Here is a 23906-nt window from a genome sequence, read left to right as displayed (position 1 = left end):
CATGTACTTTTTTCTGGTCATTTATCTTTTAGCCATGTGTTTTGTACTGTTTTACAGTTTTGCTCAGGCCCATCTTCTATTCCTTTTTTTCCAAAGTAAAAAAAGGATGAAGCCCCTTATTTTACCTGATCCTTTGGATTTGCCAAAAGTAACAGTTCAATTACCTGTTTATAATGAAAAGTATGTCATAGACCGCTTGATTGAAGCAGTAGCTGAATTGGAATATCCCAAAGATAAATTGGAAATTCAAATCCTTGATGACAGTACTGATGAGACATCCTTGATCATTCAGAAAAAAATAAAGGGTTTTCCAGAAATAGATTTTCAGTATATCCACAGAAAAGATAGGGCTGGGTTTAAGGCTGGCGCTTTAAAACATGGGTTGGCAAGCGCAAAAGGAGAATTGATTGCCATTTTTGATGCTGATTTTGTACCTGATACGACGTTTTTGATGAAGACAGTAGGTTTTTTTGTAGATGAAGAAGTAGGTTTGGTGCAAAGCAGATGGACGCACTTGAATGAAGGTTATTCGCTTTTGACCAGGCTTCAGGCTTTTGCGCTGGATGCACATTTTATGGTGGAGCAAATTGGCAGAAACGCTCAAGGGGCTTTTATCAATTTTAATGGTACAGGAGGAATTTGGCGGAGGGCTTGCATTTTAGATGCGGGCAATTGGGAGGATGATACCTTGACAGAGGATTTGGATTTGAGCTACAGGGCACAAAAAAAGGGTTGGGAATTTATTTATAGGCCTGATATAGAATCGCCTGCTGAACTTCCTCCGGTTATGTCCGCTATAAAATCCCAACAGTTTCGGTGGACAAAGGGAGGGGCAGAGTGTGCAAAAAAAACACTTGCTCAGTGTACTTAAAGGAAATTTTGGCTGGGCAAAAAAAGTTCATGCCACTGCCCATCTGCTGAATGCTGTCATTTTCATTGCAGTTTTATTGGTAAGTCTGAGCAGTATTCCCGTTTGGTTTGCTTTCTATAAGGGTATTATTTCCCATGATTTATTTCAAGCTGCTGCAATTTTCCTAGTTGGCTTTGTCATCATTGCCCTGGTTTATTTTTTCGGCAATATGGGGTTAACAGGTTTTTCTTGGAAAAAAGCCTTTAGGTACCTATGGGAACTCCCGTTGTTCTTATCGGTGTCCATGGGGCTAGCCCTTCATAATGGTCAAGCGGTTTGGGAAGGAATTACAGGCAAGAAATCCCCGTTCATAAGAACGCCCAAGTACAATTTAAAGTCTCAAAATACTTGGACAGAGAATGTTTATAACCAGCTACAAATACCACCTACAACTTATTTTGAAGTCCTTTTGGCAGTGATCTTTACACTGATTGTAGTCCTTTCGATTTATACAGGCACTTATGAAATGCTGGTTTTTCATGTGATGTTGGCTTTTGGCTATACACTCATTGCCTGGACATCCTTAAGAAGTTATGTGTTCAATAGATAGCTGAACAAAATCATTCCAGGATACGCTCAAAAAGTAGGTTACATTTACTTTCAATTTGTTTTGAAAAGTTTTTCCGATTGTTCTGCAAATTTGCCAAAAGATCCAGGTACTTTTTTGAAATATCCTCTTTATCAGTAAGGTACCCGCCTAAATGCTGCATGAAGAGATGGTTTTCGTACCACTTGAGCATTATTTTTTGGAGCTCACTCATCCTGTCATGAACTTCTTGGACAAAAACAGGATTGAAGCCAGACTCTATCCTGAGATTTTCAAGCGCGGTAATCACCCTAAGACCCTCATAGATATCCTTGAGGTTTTTGCTGTCCAGTTTCCCGTTATTTTCAATTTTAAAAAAACCTAATTCTTCATCAATGATCTGTGTGGTAGCCGTATTAATCATCAGGGGTTTTATCCCTTTGCTATAGTGGGATGCTTCTTGGTATAAATCTTCCCAGACTTTAAGTGGAGAGGAAACCACCAATTCATACACCTCGCTGTACAATTTGTTTTTTTCCGATTCCAGTATCTTTTGATATGAGTTAAAAGTATTGTTTTCCCGGGTTTTTATTTCCTCAAGCTGCCCCATGATCATTTTGAGGTGTTTGGTTTTCTTCAGGCCTTTGAAAATATGCTTGAAAGGAGAAAATAATCTAAATTTCAACTTATCTTCTTTGAAATGAATGCGAGACAACAAATCAATATATATCTCCAAAAATATAAGTCTGTTTTCCAGTTCAATGGCTTTCTTGCCACGATACTGTTTACTCAATGCATCAAAAGCTGCACGTGCTTCATCAAAATGATGTTGGAACAGCGAAAATATCGGGGAAATTTTTCCTTTCATGCTTAAGAAATCCGGACTAAAGTAGCGCCATAACCAAAGCGGCTTTTCTGTGTGTCCTGAAAATACTTAATATTTTCTAATTGGCTAAGATACTTATGGATTTCTTTTCTCAATACGCCGTTACCAATTCCATGGATGAATGTGATTTCGTCCATTCCACTGGCTATAGCATAATTAAGGTTTTTGTCAAAAGTCTCCATTTGAAGCATAAGCATTTCTGAGTTGCTCATAAACTCATAGTCTTTGGTCAATTTTTCAATGTGTAGGTCAATTTCTTTTGGTGGTTTTTGAAATTGAGGTTGACTTACCTTATGCTTTTCATTCAACTCTTCATTCAATTGTCTGATGTCAATTTCTTTAGCAGATTCGGAAATCCTAAACACATACCCTGCTTTGTTCAACACAGGAGCATTTCCTTTGCTTTTAAAAAAAGCAGAGGCTTTAAATTTGATTTTTCTTTCAAAGGAATGCTGACTTTTCTCTATCTTTTTGTGGATAGGAAAGAACTGCAACAAGAGTGGAGGCCATTCCTCAAAATTTTGAATAGACTTTTCAGCAATCTTTTTTGCTGTTTTTGATGCCAGAATTTCAGAAAAAATGGTCTGTCTATTATCCCCATATAACTCTGAAGCCATCACCAAATAATCCCTTTCATCTTGGTTGGAAAGGTATACACTGTGGTCTTTATCATTGAGGGGGATATAGCATAAGTAGACGCTTTTTTCATCAGGACCAGTATGGGTTGCCGTACTGATAATCCCAGTGCTTTCTTTTGCTTCAACTTGCCCAAAGTATTGGCCTTCAACAGCTGAAATCACTACAACTTCGCTTTTGAGAGCAGGTATCCTAAAGCCATCCTCAATTTCAACTTCAACCCTTCCACCGGAGGAAATTTTGGTGATAACCCCCTCTTCATTTCCATGTAATAACCTTACTCTATCTCCTATATTCATGCTTTCAATGCTTCTTTATAAGTGGCTATGGCCCTTTCTCTGGCAAATTTATGGGCGACCATAGGTTCAGGATAATCTTTAGTGCCATATTCAGGGACCCATTTTTTAATGTACTTGAGCTCTTTATCAAACTTTTCTGTTTGGGACTCCGGATTGAACACCCGGAAATAAGGCTGTGCATCTGTTCCTGTGCCAGCCGCCCATTGCCAGCCGCCATTATTGGAGGAAAGCTCAAAGTCCAATAATTTTTTAGCAAAATACGCTTCTCCCCACCTCCAGTCAATCAATAAATGTTTGGTAAGAAAACTGGCAACAATCATCCTAACCCGGTTATGCATGTATCCTGTGGCATTCAATTCCCTCATACCAGCATCAACTATGGGATAACCGGTTTTGCCTTCACACCATTTAATGAAGTCATCTTCATTCCTCCTCCACGGGATATTATCGTATTGAGGCTTGAAGGCTTTATCTACAACTTGTGGATTATGGTATAAGATCATCATGTAAAATTCTCGCCATATCAATTCATTGAGAAAGGTGGCGTTTAATCTGGCTGCTTCAAGTGCGAGTTTTCTCACACTGACTGTTCCAAATCTCAAGTGGATCCCTAATCTGGACGTCCCATTTATGGCTGGGAAGTTTCTGACTTTATCGTATTGTTGGATTAGGTTTTTGTCTATTTCAAGCAAAGGGATATTGACGTCACTTTCCTCAAAGCCCATACTTTCCAAACTAACGATTGGAAAAGGCTCTACTTGGACAAAGTTATTCTTTCTTTTGTCCAGCGTCACTATTTGTGGAGGGTTTTGGTTGAATTTTTCCAACCAAACCTTACTGTAAGGCGTGAATACCTTGTAAAAGTCACCACTTCCATTGACTACTTCACTTTTCTCAAAGATGACCTGGTCTTTAAAATCTAAAAACTGAACACCATGGCTTTTCAATAATGCGGCAACTTCTTTATCTCTTTCTTTTGCGTAAGGTTCATAGTCACGGTTTGTGTAGACATTTTCAATGTCATAGCTATCCAACAATTCCTTCCAAACCTCTAAAGGCTTGCCGTATTTCGTTAGGATTGAAGTCCCGAATCCTTGTAAATGCTTTTGCAGGATATCAATTTGGTGGTGAATAAAAGTTACCCGTGCGTCCTTTTTGTCCTCTAATTTATCTAGGATATCCCGGTCGAAAATAAATATGGGGAGAATGTTTTTTTCTTGGTTGTATGCATGATACAGCCCTGTATTGTCTTCTAACCGTAGGTCTCTTCTAAACCAAAATATGCTGACTTTTTTCATAATGAATACTATTGTACAGGTATTGAATGTCAGTTATGGCTAAATTGTTTATTCCTCATCTTCTTTTCTGAGAATTTTTACAGGCTGGTCTATCTGATAATCCAAGGGACTGACCCGCTTATCCAGGTTTTCCAGTGGAATCGGTTGCCATCCGTTTTCTTCTTCAAACTGATACCTTAAAAAATCATCTGTGTCATTGATCCTCAACCTTTCTTTTTCTTTGCTTCTTATTTTGTCCCATAATTCACCAAAGGAATTAAAAGATAGGTTTTGGGAAACGGATACACCATAAGTGGCCACATTTCTGGCCAATGATAGTGAGGTAAAGGTGTTGAAGTTGTTCCTGTTATATATTCTCATTCTGTACCTGCCATCTTCCGTCAGTAAATATTCGGCCTGCCAGTCTCCAGCAATGCTATTGAGATCGGCGTTGCCTTGTAGGTCTGTAAATCCCCCATCTCTACTGACCCGGAGCCTTCCATCTAAAAATGTGTAAGCTACCCGTAACTGGAATGTTTCCAATGCACTTTGATCCAAATTGGCCAAGTCAATGTCCACTTCAAGGTTTTGGTCTACCTGTGCAATAAAGCTGTTCAACTGAGAAGAAAGCAATTGGCTTAAGTTGGAAGTAGCAATATTGCCCACTCCTGAAAACTGTCCTTCGGGAGAAAGTGAGCGCATCATGATGACTGAAAAAACCTGTCTGTTTTTTTCTTGCTCGTCATTGGCAATCCTGTTTTGAAAAGCTGAAATATAGGTTTGTATATTTCCCTCGGTCGGGAATTCACTAAAATCAAAACTGAAACTGATTTCTGGGGATAGTAAATTTCCTTTAAGGTCCATAAGTACCCTTAGCGGAAATCTTCTTCGCATTTGGGGGTCTTCAATTCCTCCAGGTTGAATATTTTGCAGATTTTGTAGGGAAACGCTTTCCTGATAATAAGCCTTGATATCCATGGTGCCTTCATAAGGATCTCCGAACCACGAAATGCGTCCTCCAGGCTGAACAATGAATTCTCTGCGGATAATATTGTATAATGAAAAATTATATCTGGCTTCTGTAATTTCATAATTCCCCAACATCGAGAAATTACCTTGGGTGTCGATATTAAGGTTGAGCACGCCACGGCCCCTTCCCTGTATGATCTCACCTGTCCTTGGATCGATTTGAATTTCTACGTAGGCATCAGGAGTGACATCCAGGTTGAAGTTCATCCTTACATTATTGATGGCCAATTTTTCCACACTTTCCTCAAAAGTGATAACCCTGCTGGTATCCCTGACATTGATGATATTAATAAAATCTTCTTGGGCTTGAATACTGCTGCTTCCAAAGGGAATAAAAATCCTAGTATTGGGTTGTGAAGTAGCACGGGCTGTAATATCCAAGTTGTTGGCTGCCCCGAAAATATTCAGGGATCCACTGGCATAGGCAGTACCATAGAATAGGTCATTATCGCGGATGGTGGTATTCAGTACTTGGAATTTATCCAGGTTCGAACTGATGTCCAAGATGAAGTCTGAGAAATAATCATGGGAAATACCTCCGCGCATTCTCGCCAGGTTGCCATTCACATCACGTAATTGTAGTTCCCTGAAACTGATTTCATTGGTACCGAAGACGATGTTTCCGTCAACGGTGTAGAAGGTATTGAGGTAATTGATTAAAACAGTTCCCCCATTAAGTTGGCCTGTGCCTGTTACCACAGGAAAGTTTAGTGTTCCTTCTATATTCAGTTCTCCGGAAACCGTTCCGCCCATCTGCGTCAGGTAATCAGATAAAAATGGTTCCAGAATGGAAAGATTAGCTTCTTTTAAACTGGCTTTCAGTGCCAATTCCTCGTCTTCACTGCCCAAGTAACCATTAATGGCAATCACTTTTTCTCCATCTCTGAAATTGTTCAATCCCAGATTGATCAATTTGTCGGAGAAGTAAGTCGCCGCTTCGATGTTTCCAATTAAAAAGTTGTTGATGTAGACATCATCGATCTGGATCTGACCGTTTACTCCAAGTTTTTCATAGAAATTGCTGAGTCCAAATTGTCCGTTGGCAGCACCGGTAAATTCTCTGGTACTGAGTGTATTAAAGAAATCCAAGTTGAGCTGATGAATTTCAAGACCCAAAACATCATTCGGATTGTCAGAAATATTGCCGTTCAAGGAGATGAATTGATCTTGATAATAGAGTTTCAGGTTATTGAAAAGTAGGTTTTTTCCTGTAATGTAGATGAGATTATCGGGGTCGAATCTCCAAGTTTTGTCTAAAACTTTTAATTCAGAAGGGTCAAAAATGATGGTGGTGTGGTCAGGATATACAGTAATTTCATTTTTTATCCTGACATAACTTCCAGTCGCCAATTGGTCTTGTTGGTAGGTAAAATCAATATTGGTCTGATCCCATATGGCTTCCATGATCAGGTTGTTGAAGGTCAAACCGGAATTAAGCACTTGCTTTTTAGAGTAAACATAAAAAGAGGCCAAAACATCATCCTCATAGACCAATTTAGAGGTGTTGAAGTCCAGGTTGGTGTCAAATAAAAAGTTTCCATTGTAATAAATGGAGTCAATGCTGGAAAAAAAATTGAGAATGGTATTGTCAGGAGTTTGGTAAAAGGCTCCTTCGATCAAGGTGTTTTTGGAGATAGAAGCTTTTGGTTCAAAAAGGTTGATGATGGGGTTGATATCAATAAAGTTCATATTGATGTCAATGTTGTAGGGTTCGGATATGCGTCTTGCGATTTGTGTTTGAGGTTTTTCCGCATTGGTCAATATGGCCCAATATTCCTTGCCTAAAATTTCCACATCATTGATTAGCCTTTTTACTTCAAAGTTTCCGGAAATCCCAGCAACCAATAAATCCGAATTGAGTGAAATGACTCTGGTGTCATCTGTAAAGAGAGATTGAAAAAAGAAGTTGTCAATGTAAAAACTTCGGCTTTCATAAATGAGGTTTACATCGCTAAACCGGGCTATTCCCTCTATGTTGTCCAAGGTGATGCCCTTGGTGTCCATCTCAATTTTTCCACTGGCAAAAGATTCTTTTTCCAGGAATCCCAATGGCTGCAGGAAAGCGGTGTCCAGTTGAACATTTAGGCGTATGGAGTCTTTTCCATCACGGAGATCAAGAATACCTCTTGCTTCTCCTTTTAGGTTGGGGTCGTTGACCATCAGATTACCACTGAAAAGGTCCCGGCCGTATGTAGCATCTGTTTTTATGTTGGTATAATTGTAGCCGTTTACTCCGGCATTTTTTATATCGGCATCGACTTCAATCAGTGCATCAACAATAGTCAGTCCTCTGCCTTTGATGTTCCCGGTCAAATTGACTTTTTGGAATCTTTGCCTATCTTCCAATAACACCCCGATATCCAGGTTTCTCAATTCGACTTTTCCCGAGTAGGTGGGCTCATTATCAATGGTCCTGTAATTCAACCTTCCAATAATATTGCCGATGCCGGTTCTAAAATTACCATTTGCTGTAAAAAAATGAAGGTAGCCGGAGAAATCAGTGTCAAAGCGGATATCTCTGAATTTATTGATTTCTCTTTGTGCCTCTTTTGATATGTAGGGAGAAAGGTCTGAACTATTCAATACTGAATTCATCAGGGACATTTGGAAGAAGGTTTCATTCAGATTTGGGAGGCCATCGATTTTGAATCTGCCAAATAGCGCACTTCTCCTACCAAACCTGATCAACAATTGTTCAGAGCTGAGGTTGGCAACTGTACCTCTGATTTCACCGCTGAGAAAAATCCTGTCTTCAATATCTGGTAGCGCATCCGAAAAAAAACCTAAGTCTTGAATATTTAAGGCGGACTCATCCAATTTGGCAGTGATGCGTACTTCAGTTGTGAAGTTGGAAAGGGATTCAGTAGAGTCAAAGTCAAACCGCAGGTAATCTTTGATTTCTGTCTGATTGGACCTTAAAAACAGGTCGCTGAACTCCATGAAGTTTGGTGCATACGTAAAGTCCGTTTTCAGTTGGTGGAAAACCATCCCAGAGTTAGATTCTATCCCCCGGAGGTAATTTACCTTCATGCTGATCTTTGGACCTTCTGTTAAAAAATTATCTGCATCAGCGATTAGATCCCTGAATTTAAGGTTGTTGTAATCAAATCCGGATTGCACGGGTAAAGCAGCATAATTTAAAATGTCCAAAGAAGTTTCATCAAAAAATATATTATCAATAAGGAATTTTACAGGAGGTTTGTTAGGGTCTTTTTTACCGGGCAGCAAATTGTTCAAGCGACTGAAGAATTCCGATATGTTGATCTGGAATTCATCATCATGCGAGATCAGCCTGACGTTACCACCTTGCATTTTGATTTGGTCGAGTGAGGGGTTGACCCTGTCAAAAAGCCCCTGTAGGGAAAAATCAATGTAAACCTCTTCCAGGTCAATCATCAAGCTGTCCTGATGGTCATAGATGACCACATCATTTAAGGAAATGGCATCCCACCACCTGATTCTTACTTTGGAAATATTTGTGGAAAAGCCTGTATTATTGGAAATATAAGTCGTAGCCCAACCTATTACCTTGGTCTGTATACCAGGTATCTGCAAAAGGGTAGCCATGATTACTATACCAAGAATGAGGAAAAGTAATAACCTAAAGCTCACCCTAAAGGCTTTCAGCAAAATTTCCGTAACTTTCGGGTTCTTTTCCAAGGAACAAGCGTAATGAAGGTCAATATACTGGCAATAGAGTCATCTTGTGATGAAACGTCAGCAGCAGTAATTTCTGATGGCAAAATACTCAATAATATAATCGCCACGCAATCAGTACACGAAAAATATGGGGGCGTGGTTCCTGAGCTCGCCTCTCGGGCACATCAACAACACCTAATTCCGGTTGTAGCTGAGGCCATGAATGATTCTGGTATTTTGAAAAAGGATCTGCATGCCGTGGCCTTTACCAAAGGTCCAGGATTGATGGGGTCTCTAATGGTTGGGGTCTCCTTTGCCAAATCATTTGCTTATGCGCTGGGTATTCCACTGATTGAGGTCAACCATATGCAGGCGCATATATTGGCCCATTTCATTGATTCACCCCAGCCCAAGTTTCCATTTGTATGTTTGACGGTTAGTGGAGGGCATACACAGTTGGTTTTGGTAAAAGATTACCTGGATATGGAAATCATAGGGGAGACTACAGATGATGCAGTGGGGGAGGCTTTTGATAAAACTGCCAAATTGCTTGGTTTGCCTTATCCTGGCGGACCTTTAATAGATAAATATGCGAAAGAAGGCAATCCAAATGCTTATGAATTTCCCATATCAGATATCCCTGGGTTGAATTTTTCTTTTTCAGGTATCAAAACAGCCGTCTTGTATTTCCTCAGGGATCAGATCAAAGACAATCCCGGTTTTATAACCGAAAACTTAGCGGATATTTGTGCGTCAATTCAGCACACATTGGTCAAAACACTCTTGCAGAAGTTGAAGAAGGCAGCGCAAATGCATAATGTAAAGGAAATTGCCATTGCCGGAGGGGTATCTGCTAACTCAGGGCTAAGAGAAGCGTTAAAGATGATGGCTGACAAGCAAGGGTGGAAAATTTACATCCCCAAGTTTGAGTATTGTACGGATAACGCGGCCATGATCGCTATGGCAGCACATTTCAAATATCAAAAAGGGGAATTCTCCGGACTGGATGTGGTGCCCGAGGCGAGGATGAAGTTTTAGGGAGAAGGGAGAGGGTTGATTTCGGAAGTCGGATTTCGGAACCATTAAGGAGTTAAGGTTTTAAGGAATTCATTAAGGTAATTGCTTAAAATAGTGACAAAACAACCCCGATAGGGGTTTAATCCCTTTAGGTTATTTGCCCTGGGTGGGAGAGGCAAATTTGATATTCGGGAATCCCGACTCCAAGGGAAACGAACTCTAGAGAAGAAAATAAAGTAAGTGTCAAGTAAAATCAGGACGTGACAATTTAACAATAGGATTGAAAATGGACTGAATTTTAAAAATAGGATGGAGTAAAAATCAATGGGGAACGAGAAGAAGAAGTTTGACAAGATCATCAACATCAGAAATAAGAAGGCAAGTTTTGAATTTGAATTCTTAGATACTTTTGTGGCCGGGATTGTGCTTAGAGGAACCGAGATAAAATCCATCAGGGAAGGCAAGGTTTCTTTAACAGAGGCCTATTGTTATTTCAAAAGAGGTGAGCTTTTTATCAAACAGATGCATATCGCGCCCTACAGCATGGCATCAAGCTATAACCATGATGCAGTCAGAGAAAGAAAATTGCTTTTGAATAAGAAGGAATTGGATAAGCTTGAATCCAAATTTGAAGAAAAGGGCTTATCGATAATTCCTGTTCGTATTTTTATCAACGATAAAGGTTTGGCCAAGCTGGAAATAGCATTGGCAAGAGGCAAAAAGCTACACGATAAGCGGCAGGATATCAAGACTAAAGATGTAAAAAGAGAGCTGGATAGAATGCGTTTTTAAAAACAAATTTATTCAACAACAGGTTTTTCCGATCAAACATTATAAATTAGTAGATTATGGAAAAACGTGTTTTAGTCTTGAACCTGGACCATTCGCCCATATCGATCGTATCGGCACAGAAGGCTCTTGTTTTATCCATTTTAGACAAAGTAAGTTGTTTGAGTTATTACGAAAGTTTGGTAGTGAGGACAGTGACCATGGAGTTTAGGTATCCTGCGGTCATTCGTTTAAATGAGTATAAGAGTATTCCCTATAAGGGAGTGCTGTTAAATAGGGCCAATATTTTCCGAAGAGATGGACATGAGTGCCAGTATTGCGGTTCTGTTAAAAATCTTACCATCGACCACATTATTCCTAAATCCAAGGGCGGCAAGACCAATTGGATGAACCTGATTACGGCATGTAATCGATGTAATATATACAAAGGAGATAAAACGCCTGAACAAGTTGGTTTTAAATTAAGAACTGAGCCTTTTAGACCTTCACTTAGCTTTTTTATTGCAGAATATGCGGAGCGTCATGCAGAAGAATGGATGCCTTTTTTAGATTTCAGAACGGCATGAAATTCCATAAAGATTGAAATGAAATTTACGGTTCAGCTTGGGCCATTTTTAAATATAGGGCAATACATTGAGTTTGGGAGATAGGCTGAAATTGGTTGGTCTGAGAGATCTTCTTTTGCTGCCGGCAAAATAAAATGTAAACCAAATTTCATTTACTTCCTTAAACTTCTAAAAAAGAGCTAACTTTGTTGCGTCAGAATATCTCACACCAGACCCAATGAGTGACCAAATCAAACACGAATGTGGTATAGCGATGATCCGATTAAGAAAGGATCCTCAGTACTACATAGACAAATATGGCTCTCCACTGTATATACCAAACAGGCTTTATGTGTTGATGCAAAAGCAGATCAACAGGGGCCAGGATGGCGCAGGAGTGGCCAATATTAAAATCAACACCAGTCCTGGTACCCGATATATCAGCAGGTACCGGTCCATTGAGCCCCAGGCAGTAAATTTTATATTTGATAAAATCCAGAAAAAATATAAAAAGGCCAAAAAGCAAGGAGGAGAAAAGGGGGTATTAGATGCCCAATGGCTGAAGGAAAATATTGCTTTTACCGGAGAAGTTTGGTTAGGCCACCTGAGATATGGCACGCATGGTGAAAATAGCATTGAAACCTGCCATCCTTTTTTAAAGCAGAATAACTGGAGAAGCAGAAACTTGGTCATGGCAGGTAATTTCAACATGACCAATGTAGAGGAACTATTTGGAAGACTGGTGGAACTGGGTCAGCACCCCAAAGAAAAAACGGATACGGTTACGGTCATGGAAAAGATCGGACATTTTTTGGATGAAGAAAACCAGCGTATTTTTGACAAATACAAACACCAATATTCCAACGAACAGATTACTGCTGTCATCGAAAATGAACTGGATGTAGCCAGAATTTTAAGAAGGTCCTGCAGGGATTTTGATGGAGGATATGCCATGGCTGGATTGATTGGTAATGGCTCCAGCTTTGTGGTCAGGGATCCTTCGGGCATTAGGCCAGCTTATTACTATGCGGATGATGAAATCGTGGTGGTGGCTTCAGAAAAGCCGGCCATCAAGTCTGCATTTAACATTGATTATAAAGAAATTAAGGAGATACAGCCAGGGCACGCATTGGTCATCAATAAAGACGGCTCCTATGCAGAGCATGAAATTTTACCGGCAAGAGAGAAAAAGTCCTGTAGTTTTGAGCGGATCTATTTTTCCCGAGGTACCGATCCCGGAATTTATAGGGAGAGGAAAATGTTGGGTAGGGCCTTGGTGCCACAGATCCTTCAGGCAATTGATTTTGATCTTAAAAATACCGTATTCTCTTATATCCCCAATACGGCAGAGACCGCATTTCTGGGAATGATTGAAGGCTTGGAAGATTACCTGGCTGCAAAACGAAAGGAAGTATTATTGGAGGGGAAGCCTCATTTGGAAGACCCTGAGTCTTTGCTGAGCTTTAGACCAAGGGTGGAAAAACTGGTCAGTAAAGACGTGAAGTTAAGAACTTTTATTACCAATGACTCCGATAGGGATGCCATGGTGGCCAATGTGTACGACACCACTTATGAAGTGGTCAGGTCAGGAATTGATACCTTGGTGGTGATTGATGACAGTATTGTAAGAGGGACCACCCTTGAAAAAAGCATCCTTACCACATTAGATAAGCTTAATCCAAAAAGAATTGTCATAGCATCTTCGGCACCACAGATCAGGTTCCCGGATTGCTATGGCATAGATATGTCCAAAATGAAGGAATTCATAGCCTTTAGGGCAACCTTGGAGCTATTGAAAGAAAGAGGGATGTCTTATCTTTTGGAGGAGGTGTATGAAAAGTGTAACACGCAGCAGATTTTGACCGAGAATTATGTGAAGTTGCTGTATGCACCTTTTTCTGATCAGGAAATTTCAGATAAAATTGCTGATATTATCACGACATCCGAAATTAAAGCGGAGGTGAAGGTGATTTATCAAACAGTAGAAAATCTACATAAGTGTATTCCTGAGCATTTGGGAGACTGGTATTTTACAGGTGACTTTCCCACCTCCGGAGGAATGCGGGTTGTAAACCGTGCATTTGCCAATTTTATGGAAGGAAAGACCGTAAGGGCTTATTGATATAATGTACCAAGTACCAAGTACAATGTACCAAGCAGGTACCAAATGTCATGTACAAAGTATTAAAATTTGAATGCCTGAAAAAGGTGGACTAAAAAAACGTCAACCGTAAGAAAAAGCAAGCATCGAACATGGAAATAAATACAGCACTTTTAAAAGAAATTTGTGAGTTGGCAGGAGCCCCAGGCTATGAGAAACGAGTTCGGGATTTCGTGATAGAAGCAGTCGGGCCTTATGTTGATGAGGTTCGGACCGATAATTTGGGCAATGTGATTGCTGTAAAAAAGTCCAAAAACAATCCTGAAGCCCAAAAAGTTATGGTGGCCGCGCATATGGATGAGATTGGCTTTATCGTCACACATATTGATGACAATGGTTTTGTAAGGTTCCATACCTTAGGTGGTTTTGACCCCAAAACGCTTACCGCACAACGTGTAATCATCCATGGGAAAAAGGATTTACTGGGCGTGATGGGCAGCAAACCCATCCATGTGATGAGCCCTGAAGAAAAGACCAAGCTCCCCAAAACCACGGATTTTTTTATTGATTTGGGAATGACCAAGGAAGAGGTTCAAAAATACATCTCGATAGGGGATCCGATCACCAGGGACAGGGAGTTGGTGGAGATGGGAGATTGTGTCAACTGTAAATCAATTGATAACCGTGTAGCCGTTTTTATTTTGTTGGAAACATTAAAGCTGCTGAAAGAACCTGCCTATGATGTGTATGCCACTTTTACCGTACAGGAAGAAGTAGGGTTGAGAGGTGCCAATGTGGCTGCTCATGGTATCAATCCTGACTTCGGTATTGCTTTGGATACCACAATCGCTTTTGACGTGCCCGGCGCTCAGCCCCACGAAAAGATTACTGAATTGGGCAAAGGTACAGCCATAAAAATCATGGATGCTTCTACGATCTGTGATTACAGGATGGTCGCTTTTATGAAGCAGACTGCGGATAATCACCGCATCAAATGGCAGCCTGAAATTTTAACAGCAGGTGGTACTGATACAGCCGGTGTACAACGAATGGGCAAACAAGGGGCTATCGCCGGAGCGATTTCCATTCCGACCAGGCACTTGCATCAGGTGATTGAAATGGCGCATAAAGAAGATATTGCCCATAGCATACTTTTATTGAAAGCCTGCCTGGAAGACATGGCAGGGTATGACTGGGGGCATTGATTTTTTTGGTTGAAGGGAAAAGTTATCCCCAAGCAGATGGTTTACTAATGCCAAAGACTTCCCCTTGTCATTCCGACCAGAGGAGCCTGTACCGCAGCATTGCGGGAAGAAATCTCAAAACCCTAAACCGAAGCCCTTAGATTTCTCAGTCGTTCCTCCTTCGAAATGACAAGGATATGCTTATTTAAATAGCTGGCCTTTTGCTGATGGACGGCTTTGTTTCAATGATGATTCAAAAACGTTATCCTTCCTAAGCGGGGTAACTATAAGCAAAGACTTTTCTTTGTCATTTCGACCAGAGGGAGAAATCTAATTATAATTTAAAGAGAAATCTTCTCAATTTTCAACAACTTCTTTATTAAGAAAATCCCAGTTTGGATTGTTTTCACTGATCAATTTTTCCTTTTTCTCCCTTCTCCATTTTTTGATTTCCTTTTCCCTGGCAATTGCATCCCTTACATATTGATACGATTCCCAGTGCAAAAGGAATTTACATTTGTATTTTGCTGTAAAGCCTTCGGGGTTGTATTTGTCAGTATGCTCCGATAATCTTCTTGACAAGTCATTTGTCATCCCAACGTAGAGCACTGTTTTGTTCTGATTTGTTAAGATGTAGACAAAATATTCATGCCTTCTCATAAAAATGGAATCTTAAAAGTTATACCTAAAAATAGTAAAAATTTTTTTTGAATAGACCTCTCCTCGCTCAGATGGGTTGATAAAAGCAAAGACTTCCCCTTGTCGTTTAGATCCGCCGTGGCGGAGAGAAATCTTCTTTGTTTTAGACCTCTCCTTCGTCGAGGTGACAAAGGAGAGGCTTATTTGAGTAGCTGGCCTTTTGCTGGTGGATGGCTTGATTCTAGTTTTATTAAAAAGAATTGTCCTTATAAAAACATTCTTCTACAAAACCTGTTATTACATCGCGTGCGATATAAATAAAACACCTATGCAAAAATTATTTGAAACATCCGCCTATGCGGTTGGCGGAAGAAACGGAAGGGTAAAATCCACAGATGGCGTTTTGGACCTGGAAGTACGGTTGCCCAAAGTATTTGGAGGGGTAGGCGGTAACTATACCAATCCCGAACAGTTGTTTGCGGCCGGCTATGCAGCCTGCTTCGACAATGCCCTCAATTACATTGCCAAAAGCCAGCGATTGGCCATTTCCTCCAAAGTGACTGCCCATGTAGCCCTGATACAGGGAACGCCTACAGCTTGGGACCTGGATGTGACTCTGGATGTAGAGATCAATGGCTTGGAAGAAGCTGAAGCCAAAAAATTGCTCGATCTGGCTCATGAAAGTTGCCCTTACTCCAGGGCCATTAAAGGAAATGTAGATGTAAAAATTAACCTGATCTGATTATGGCAACTACCTTTTATGATTTCAAAGCCAAAACCCTTCAGGGCAAAGAGTTGTCCATGGAGGAGTTCAAAGGAAAAACCATCCTTGTGGTCAATACTGCCAGCCAATGTGGTCTGACACCCCAATATGAGGGCCTGGAAAAGCTTTATGAAAAATACAAAGACAAAGGGCTGGTGATTTTGGGGTTTCCCTGCAATCAGTTTGGCAATCAGGAACCCGGAGATGAAAAATCCATTTCGGAAGGCTGTGTCCTCAACTATGGCGTGACTTTCCCCATGTTTGCCAAAGTAGATGTGAATGGGGGTACCGCGCATCCTATTTTCAAATACCTGAAAGGTAAGTTGGGAGGTATTTTGGGTTCAAGGATCAAGTGGAACTTTACCAAGTTTCTGATCGATGATAAAGGAAGGCCGGTTAAGCGTTTCTCCCCGATAACCAAGCCTGATGCCATTGATGCCTATTTAAGTAAGAAATTAGGCTAAAGGAATGTTGTTATTTCATCCTACCCTTCAAAACCATGGAACAGCTGAAACTTGAAAACCAGATTTGTTTTCCCTTTTATGCCATCTCCAGGTTGATCACCAGGGCCTATCAGCCCTATTTGGAAAAATTGGGCATTACTTACCCACAGTACCTTGTCCTTTTGGTGCTTTGGGAAAAAGATGGTTTGGCGGTTCAGGATATATCCGAAAAGCTTATCCTGAATACCAATACAGTTACGCCTTTGTTGAAAAGAATGGAAACCATGGACCTGATCAAAAGGGAAAAGGCGAAGGAGGATGAAAGGAAAGTGATGATCCACCTGACCCGGGAGGGGAAAGCATTACAAGCTGCGGGGGCATCAGTCCCATTAAAACTGCTGGAAAATATGGGAGATATGGCAGTTGATTTAGATGAATTGCTTGGTATGCGGGATAAAATCCAGGAATGGATAGGATGTATGGGGAATAAATGAAATGCAGGAAATAGTTCTTTGTATTATTCATATTCTTAGTGGGTCGGATATTTATGGATATTGGATATTGTCAGATATTGGAGCCATACAAAATGGTAGGCTTGCTTCTTCCGGCAAAAGTTTATTTTAAGGTTTTAGTCAAAAATCTTTACGTTCAAGTATAAAATTTTCTCTATGAATCCTTTGGATCAATCCCTTACGCTTCCTTGCGGGGCGGTCATCAAAAACAGAATTTTCAAATCGGCCATGAGTGAAGGTTTGGGGGAGAAAGGAGGTTCTCCCAAACCTGCCCTGTCCAAATTGTACCGTATTTGGGCAGAGGGAGGCATAGGTTTATGTGTTACTGGAAATGTAATGATCGACAGCAGGGCTTTGGGGGAACCCGGTAATGTGGTTGTTGAAGATCAGCGTCACTTGGAAGCCTTGCAAACTTGGGCAGCAGCCGCCAAGGTGAATGGAACGCATTGTTGGGTGCAACTCAACCATCCCGGTAAGCAGGCACCCAAAGGGCTGAACAAAGAAAATGTGTCCCCATCAGCCATTCCCTTTCGAAAGGATATGCAGGCCTTTTTTGATACGCCAAGGGAACTGAAAGAAGATGAAATTTGGGACATAGTAAAGAGGTTTGGAAAGGCATCTGAAGTCGTCAAAAAAGCCGGTTTTTCAGGTGTACAGATTCATGGGGCACATGGCTATTTGGTCAGTCAGTTTTTATCTCCCAAGCACAACCAAAGAACTGATGACTGGGGAGGCAGTCCCGAAAAACGCAGGAAATTTGTCAGGGAGGTTTACAAGGCCATTAGGGAGGCTGTTGGGAAGGATTTTCCAGTGGGTATCAAGTTGAACTCTGCAGACTTTCAAAGGGGAGGCTTTACGGAAGAAGAATCCTTAGAGACCATACAACTTTTGACAGACTTGGGAATTGACCTGATTGAAGTTTCGGGAGGTACCTATGAAGCCCCGGCCATGGTGGGCAGCAAAGCCAGTCAGAGCACTTTGGAAAGAGAGGCTTACTTTATGGATTTTGCGGTCAAGGTCCGCAAAGCAGTCGATGTTCCCTTAGTCCTTACCGGAGGTTTTAAAAGCTATCAGGGGATGAAAGCTGCCATTGCATCAGGAGATGTGGATATGGTGGGTTTGGCCCGCTTATTGGCCATTGAGCCTGATGCTGCACATCAACTTTTGGTGGGGAAAGACCCCCTGCATAAGATCGAAAAAGTGAAAACCGGTTTTGGTCCCATAGACCGGATGAGTGTGATGGAGACGGTTTGGTACAGGGAGCAGTTGGAGCGGATCGGGGAATGTAAGGGTCCTAAGCCCAATTTGTCTGCTTTTTGGGTATTTTTGAAGTATGTATTCAGATTTGTATTTAAAAGGAAAGGGGTACTCAGGGAGCGGGCGACTTGATAATAGGGAATAGGTTGATTTTCAATTTTCTCCGATGATTCTTAGTAAGATATTGGTAGAAATTGGGATATGGATGGATATTATTTAGCAGGCCGATTCAATTGATCCTGAATCTTTTTTTGGAGGCGTTGGGCGATCACATGCTTGGGGTCTAGGCTTAGGGTTTTGTCGATGAGCATGGCAGCTACCTCATATTCCCCCTTTTCAAATGCAATATATCCATAGGTAAAAGGAATGATGGGTAAATCGGGATTGTCAAGACGTTTTTCCAGTTGAAGGGCGGTTTTGAGGGCTTGTTCAAATTGCTTGGTTTCTGCCATTAATTGGGCTTGGTAACTCACGAGAAAAGGGATCAATTCCAGGCGCTCTTTTTGGTGTTTTTCCAAACTGTCCAAACCTGCTTGTGCGCCGTAAATTCCATGAATCACCTCAATGTACTCTGCATGCACATACCGTTCATGAGGATAATGCTTCAGAAATTCCGAGAAATTTTGTTCTGAGGTCTGGTAAAATGCCTTGACTTTTTCCGGCGTAATCGGAATGCCCCTGTCCTTGGCATCGATGATTTCCAAACTTGCGAGATACACCTCCAACAACCCTTTTTCCCAGTCATTCAATTTTTCTTTTTGTTGCTTGAGTTTAGTGAAAATGGCAGCCCTTTCTTCCGGATCATGACTGATCCTGCCCACTTGGCTCCAGCCCAAAAGGAATTCCGGGTCTATGGCTACCGCCGATCTGAAAGCATCTTCTGCTTTTTGCCACTCGCCTTTGTCCAGAATGTACTCCCAGCCTTGTTCATAATACCTCAAAGCTTCGGCATTGTTGGTGCCATAAGTGAAATTTTTTTCCTGGCCATAGCTGAATTGGCTCAAAAAGGTCAGTAGTAGAAAACTGGATAATGCTTTTATCATTTCAGGTAAATTTAAACCGAATTCCAAGATTTTGAAAGCACTAGCATAAGCTTAGTTTAGTTATGGGTTTTTCTAGTAAGTATTTATTTTTTTACCACCTAGCGACAAAGAAAACATGGTTTGATGCGCTTTAAAGCAGTGGAGTTTAGCCAAGAGAATTCGCTTGCGCTATTTGTCCTATGATTCTATCCCGCATGCGGGACAAGTTGTGGCAAAATTAATGGCGTACCGGTGGGATTTTGGGTAAACTTTTGGACCACATAGTGACATAGCCAACATAGTTTTACCATTTCTGATATCGTTTTTGGTTTTGGACCGGCCTGGCTCTGATGACCGTATTATGTGCTGGATTCTTGCTATGTATTCTATGTTTCTATGTGGTTTAAATTAATTTGGAAATTAAGGGAGCTCCAATTGACGGGCTTGATCTTCCAACCTTTTATTCATCACCAAAAACCAAAGCGGAGGTACCAAAGCCATCAGCATGCTGCCGGGATATCCGGTAGGCAATTGCGGACTTTCCTCCATGTGCCGAAGGATTTGGTATTTTCTTGATGCCAAATAGTGATGGTCTGAATGTCTGGTCAGTTCAAAAAGCACAATCCTGCCCATTTCATGGTCAGAATTCCAGGAATGCTTGGGAAGCACCCGCTCAGGCCTTCCGCTGGGCAGCATTTTCCTTCTCAAACCATAGTGTTCGATGTAATTGATGGTTTCCAATAGCAACACCCCGATCAAGGCAATGGCCAAGGCATATGGCAGCATGCCCCAACCGAATATTCCGACAACTACCAGCAGATAAGCCGTTTGGTAAACTGTAAAGCGGATCATTTCATTTTCCCAGGAAAAAAGAGAAAGCCCTTTTTTGCGCAAGCGATCATTTTCCAATTGCCAGGCGCTGATGTATTGTCCAATAATAGAACGGAAGAAAAAGGCATAAACCCATTCATTTTTTCTGGCGGTAGCTGGGTCCTTGTCTGTAGAGACATGCTTGTGGTGACCCCTGTTGTGTTCGATGAAAAAGTGTTGGTAAAGCACAGTCAGTAAACCTGCCTTTGCCAAAAACTGCTCCCATTTATTGGCCCGATGTCCCAATTCGTGTGCCACATTGATACCCAATGCCCCTAAGACTACACCTATACTGAAAGTCAGCCCCAGCCATTCGTAAGTGGCCAAACCACCTGTTTGTATGGTTTTAAAATAGAAAAAAACCAGAACAAAACAGATGGGGGCACAGAGGTAAAGGAGTAGGTCAAAAAAGCGGTTGGACAACCTGCTTTTTTCTTCCCTTTCGGAATAGTTTTCTGTGGAGGCTGGAATAAGCGCATCAAGCAGTGGGAATATGCCAAAGGCCAAAATCACCGTGGCCCAGGACCACCATCCCTGCCATAACAAGGCCAGTACTGCGGACAGCGGTATGGAGTAGGCGAGTAGGTATTTGAGGTCTTTCATTTTGGGTTATTCATCAAATGATCAAGGTATTGAAAACTTCAATACAATATACGAAAAACAATTTATCCGATTAATTAAACGGATAAGTTAAGGGTTAGACTTAGAAATTATTTTGCCTGCTTTTATTTTTAGCTAAGTTTTAAGTTATTTAAGAAAAATTATAGAGCTAAATAAATTTTTAAGCTAAAAAATAAATTCGTAATGAGAGCGTTTTTGTTGCTATTATTTCTAAGTTTCTTTATGAGGTTACCTTCCTTTAGTCAAAATTTTGAAGGGACATATCTTGGAAGCTTGATAGGTTCTCATGATTTGATACTAATTGAAAAAGATAACAAGCATTATAAAGTTACTTTACATACAGGAGAGAATACATCAATTCTGAGTGTTGGAATGAAAAAATCCAATGGATTGTCTTTTGAAATCCCTTTAAATGATGGAGAAGAACTTGAGGTATTTGCAAAAAGAGAAGGAGACATGCTCACTTTAGAATTCGTATTGGAACAGGAGAAGCATAAGGTAAGTTTTTCTTCTTTAAATAAATCCTCAGTAGGTTTAAAATCATCATCCATTAAGGAAGAAATTGATAAAAGATTGATTGGAACTTGGAAAGAAAAGCAGACTTATAATCTAGATGGTTCTTTGAATAAAGCGCTTGATAATTCATCCAAAAACTATAAAGTAGTCTATACAAAAGATGGTCGGTATATCCATGATTCGAGGTTTTTTAGAGATCTTGATAGAAAAAATGGAGGTGAATTTCAATTTACTGATATACCTATCTTTTATTATTCTACTATTTCAAATAAAAAATTAAACCTTAAAGTCCCTTCGATAAATACGAGTGAACAAGTTACCTATGAGATATTTGGAGATTCACTAATTGTTTATGAAAGAATGCATAAGACTGTTTTTTTGAGAGAGAAGTAATAGGCTTTCTAATTGAATTCATCTTTCCCCACTTTGTATTCAAATTACTAAGCAACTTCATATTACAGGTCAATTATTAAGAGATTAGAGGCTTTTTTTTGAACCACAAGTTGTCCCGAAGTTCGGGAAAAGAAACAAAAGTCAATATGCCTTTAAACGGTTTACTACCATTCTTTTGTGACTATTGTGTCCTTTTGTGGTTTTTTGTACTCTTTCCGACATCCACCAGGACATGCGACAAAGAACTATAATGTTCCATCTAACATACCTGTAATAGGGATCAAAATATAAATTTCAATTTAACCGAACTGAGTAGATTTTTAACATTTTCTCTTTGTCACTTTTTGTCTTGATACAAAAAGTAACCAAAAAGATCAAGAATTTCGAATCCTTCCCCCCACAAGGCCAACACCGGCCCGGACGAAATTCATTCCTCCCCGCCCTATTAAGACGATTTCGTTCTCAATATCGCGATTTTTACCAAACACTTTTTGTCAAGAATATTATGATAGTAACTAAATATTTTTTTAAATGATGTCTAAGAACCCGAATTTAATCTTTTCAATTTTTATGGCGGTAAAATTGTCTTAGCACCTCGATTTTTGCTGGTTCCTGGGCAATGGACTCCGCAGAAAACATCATGATTCCTGAAGCGGGGCTTTTGGACCCTTCCATCAACACCTGATGGAATTCCTCCGGACTGACCGTCCCAGGACTGTTATGGGCCTGTACTATGGGCCAGATGTCCACAAACTCGAACTGGTTCAAGTCTTCAGACCCGCCTGTCCAAACAGGCTTGGACCCTTCAGACTTGGACCATTCTTCAGACTTGGACCTGTCTTTAGACCCTAAAACCTCCCCCAACCAACTCACATATTCCCCTACCCAGGATGTAGGCCTTTCCTTCATGCTGTGAAAAAGCATAGGAGATAGCACATCTGCCCTTTGGGCAAAAGCCATAGGGTCAATGCCTAAGGTATTGTACAAAGCCGAATCATAATCAGCGGGGTACCAGGAACAATAAAATACGCCCAGCTTGGCCTGAGGCTGTTCTGCTTTGACAATCTTGCCCATATCTTCTACCCAGCCATTTAAAATATCCGCCCTCCATTTTCTCCAGGCCTTGTCTTCATGGCTAAGGATCCAATCCGCTTTTTCAGCGATACTTTCCCCTGGGATTTCTTGGTTGATTCCCTCCCCAAAAATAGCAGTACAGCGCTCGCAGAAACAGGTTTCGGGTAAAATCGGGTCCTTGGTTTCAAACTGTGCATGCCAATGCACATAATCCAAAAAGATTCCGTCAACGGCATACTCCTTCAAAATCTCCCAAAGCTGTTGGGAACGGAATTCCTTGAAACCGGGATGGGTAGGGCATACACCCATAAACCAGTCTGCCGGAGGAGAAGGTTGGCCTTTTTCATCAATGGGCCAGGCATCGGGATGTGCTTCGACATAGCCCTTGCCATTGAGTGTGGGGAATTCCACGTACACCGCTGCCTCCTGTTCTTTTGCGGTGGTAAAAAAAGTTGGGTTGAGTGAAATGCTCCTGACAAAAACCGCATTGATCCCAAGGGAATCAAAGCGGTAACCCATATCCAGTAAGGCGGCTGGATGGCCATAGACGCCTTTAATAAAGTCTTTTTCAGGTTCATTTTCTGCTTTTTTGGAACAGGATATAAAAAGGAAAGCTGAAAGGATCAACAGATAGGTTCTCATGGTTATTATTGGCTAAGGTGAATATAAGATAAGTTGTTTTTTCAAAAGCCTGTGCAAAATCATTTGTTTTTTGAATTGCAAGCCCGAAATTACTCTGGTATTACAAGGCCCTGCGTGCCAATGTCCGGGCCAATTTTGCTTTTTAAATACCCAATCGGATAGGGAAGCGGGAACAAAACTTAGCCATGTGAAGAAGGCAAAAGGGTATTTGGAATTGATGTTTCAATCCCTATCCCAATAATCCCATTTCATTAGTTTGGAATTTGATTAAGTTCTTTAAAATCGTAAATTTTAGGTTGAAATAGCGTGATGGAGG

20 protein-coding genes are annotated in these 23906 nt (G+C 40.8%); 12 read left to right on the top strand and 8 right to left on the bottom strand.

The genetic code is table 11. The features are described from left to right. Nucleotides 1–106: 106 nt before the first annotated feature. Entirely contained in the window at nt 107–871 is a 765-nt protein-coding gene (locus B879_RS23520) for a cellulose synthase family protein (RefSeq protein ID WP_306413696.1), read from the top strand. Beyond that, entirely contained in the window at nt 855–1460 is a 606-nt protein-coding gene (locus tag B879_RS23515) for a hypothetical protein (protein ID WP_009185224.1), read from the top strand. The genes B879_RS23520 and B879_RS23515 overlap by 17 nt, the downstream gene beginning before the upstream one ends. A gap of 10 nt (nt 1461–1470) precedes the next feature. Here B879_RS23515 and B879_RS10835 read toward each other — a convergent pair whose 3' ends face one another. Genes B879_RS10835 through B879_RS10820 form a run of 4 tightly spaced genes read right to left on the bottom strand, consistent with a single transcriptional unit; the run spans nt 1471 to nt 9130 of the window. Next, on the bottom strand, nt 1471–2304 hold the full coding sequence (locus tag B879_RS10835) for a hypothetical protein (protein WP_009185223.1): 834 nt from the start codon (nt 2302–2304) through the stop codon (nt 1471–1473). 2 nt (nt 2305–2306) lie between these two features. Next, nucleotides 2307–3257 (bottom strand): Smr/MutS family protein, encoded by a 951-nt coding sequence (locus B879_RS10830; protein WP_009185222.1) that lies wholly within the window; start codon nt 3255–3257, stop codon nt 2307–2309. Further along, a complete protein-coding gene (locus tag B879_RS10825) occupies nt 3254–4555 on the bottom strand; it encodes a cryptochrome/photolyase family protein (protein WP_009185221.1) in 1302 nt (433 codons plus the stop codon). The genes B879_RS10830 and B879_RS10825 overlap by 4 nt, the downstream gene beginning before the upstream one ends. A gap of 48 nt (nt 4556–4603) precedes the next feature. Further along, entirely contained in the window at nt 4604–9130 is a 4527-nt protein-coding gene (locus tag B879_RS10820) for a translocation/assembly module TamB domain-containing protein (RefSeq protein WP_009185220.1), read from the bottom strand. 105 nt (nt 9131–9235) lie between these two features. Here B879_RS10820 and tsaD point away from each other — a divergent pair, with 105 nt between their 5' ends. The 5 genes from tsaD (at nt 9236) to B879_RS10795 (ending at nt 14859) form a co-directional block, all read left to right on the top strand. Further along, nucleotides 9236–10240 (top strand): tRNA (adenosine(37)-N6)-threonylcarbamoyltransferase complex transferase subunit TsaD, encoded by a 1005-nt coding sequence (gene tsaD / locus B879_RS10815; RefSeq protein ID WP_009185219.1) that lies wholly within the window; start codon nt 9236–9238, stop codon nt 10238–10240. A 303-nt stretch (nt 10241–10543) separates the two neighbouring features. Next, nucleotides 10544–11011, top strand: coding sequence for an SsrA-binding protein SmpB (gene smpB / locus B879_RS10810; protein WP_009185218.1), 468 nt, complete (start codon nt 10544–10546; stop codon nt 11009–11011). A 56-nt stretch (nt 11012–11067) separates the two neighbouring features. Continuing rightward, nucleotides 11068–11574 (top strand): HNH endonuclease, encoded by a 507-nt coding sequence (locus B879_RS10805; RefSeq protein ID WP_009185217.1) that lies wholly within the window; start codon nt 11068–11070, stop codon nt 11572–11574. A gap of 217 nt (nt 11575–11791) precedes the next feature. Then, nucleotides 11792–13675 carry an amidophosphoribosyltransferase gene (locus B879_RS10800; protein WP_009185216.1) on the top strand — a complete coding sequence of 628 codons (1884 nt, stop codon included), beginning with the start codon at nt 11792–11794 and terminating at the stop codon, nt 13673–13675. A 131-nt stretch (nt 13676–13806) separates the two neighbouring features. Continuing rightward, nucleotides 13807–14859 carry a M42 family metallopeptidase gene (locus tag B879_RS10795; protein ID WP_009185215.1) on the top strand — a complete coding sequence of 351 codons (1053 nt, stop codon included), beginning with the start codon at nt 13807–13809 and terminating at the stop codon, nt 14857–14859. 336 nt (nt 14860–15195) lie between these two features. On the opposite strand, the gene B879_RS10790 is transcribed toward B879_RS10795, so the two are convergent. Further along, complete coding sequence (locus tag B879_RS10790; protein ID WP_009185214.1) at nt 15196–15498, bottom strand: GIY-YIG nuclease family protein; 303 nt, start codon at nt 15496–15498, stop codon at nt 15196–15198. Between the two features lie 307 nt (nt 15499–15805). On the opposite strand from B879_RS10790, the gene B879_RS10785 reads away from it, so the two are divergent. From B879_RS10785 to B879_RS10770, 4 genes are all read left to right on the top strand, one after another. Beyond that, nucleotides 15806–16219, top strand: coding sequence for an organic hydroperoxide resistance protein (locus tag B879_RS10785; RefSeq protein ID WP_009185213.1), 414 nt, complete (start codon nt 15806–15808; stop codon nt 16217–16219). 2 nt (nt 16220–16221) lie between these two features. After that, nucleotides 16222–16704, top strand: coding sequence for a glutathione peroxidase (locus B879_RS10780; protein WP_009185212.1), 483 nt, complete (start codon nt 16222–16224; stop codon nt 16702–16704). Nucleotides 16705–16739: 35 nt separating this feature from the next. Then, nucleotides 16740–17177: a MarR family winged helix-turn-helix transcriptional regulator gene (locus B879_RS10775; protein ID WP_009185211.1), complete on the top strand. Its 438-nt coding sequence runs from the start codon at nt 16740–16742 to the stop codon at nt 17175–17177. 174 nt (nt 17178–17351) lie between these two features. Continuing rightward, a complete protein-coding gene (locus B879_RS10770; protein ID WP_009185210.1) occupies nt 17352–18584 on the top strand; it encodes an NADH:flavin oxidoreductase/NADH oxidase family protein in 1233 nt (410 codons plus the stop codon). Between the two features lie 80 nt (nt 18585–18664). On the opposite strand, the gene B879_RS10765 is transcribed toward B879_RS10770, so the two are convergent. Next, the gene (locus B879_RS10765; RefSeq protein WP_009185209.1) at nt 18665–19495 is read right to left on the bottom strand and encodes a tetratricopeptide repeat protein; all 831 of its coding nucleotides are present in this window, start codon (nt 19493–19495) and stop codon (nt 18665–18667) included. A 399-nt stretch (nt 19496–19894) separates the two neighbouring features. Then, the gene (locus B879_RS10760; RefSeq protein WP_009185208.1) at nt 19895–20947 is read right to left on the bottom strand and encodes an alkane 1-monooxygenase; all 1053 of its coding nucleotides are present in this window, start codon (nt 20945–20947) and stop codon (nt 19895–19897) included. Between the two features lie 201 nt (nt 20948–21148). On the opposite strand from B879_RS10760, the gene B879_RS10755 reads away from it, so the two are divergent. Beyond that, nucleotides 21149–21874 (top strand): hypothetical protein, encoded by a 726-nt coding sequence (locus tag B879_RS10755; RefSeq protein ID WP_009185207.1) that lies wholly within the window; start codon nt 21149–21151, stop codon nt 21872–21874. 561 nt (nt 21875–22435) lie between these two features. Here B879_RS10755 and B879_RS10750 read toward each other — a convergent pair. Next, nucleotides 22436–23590 carry an alpha-amylase family protein gene (locus B879_RS10750; RefSeq protein ID WP_009185206.1) on the bottom strand — a complete coding sequence of 385 codons (1155 nt, stop codon included), beginning with the start codon at nt 23588–23590 and terminating at the stop codon, nt 22436–22438. Between the last annotated feature and the right edge of the window lie 316 nt (nt 23591–23906).

This window comes from Cecembia lonarensis LW9, assembly GCF_000298295.1.
GTDB classification, from domain to species: Bacteria; Bacteroidota; Bacteroidia; order Cytophagales; family Cyclobacteriaceae; genus Cecembia; species Cecembia lonarensis.
The sequence above is the reverse complement of the archived record's forward strand: the minus strand, read 5'-3'. Positions and strand labels throughout refer to the sequence as shown.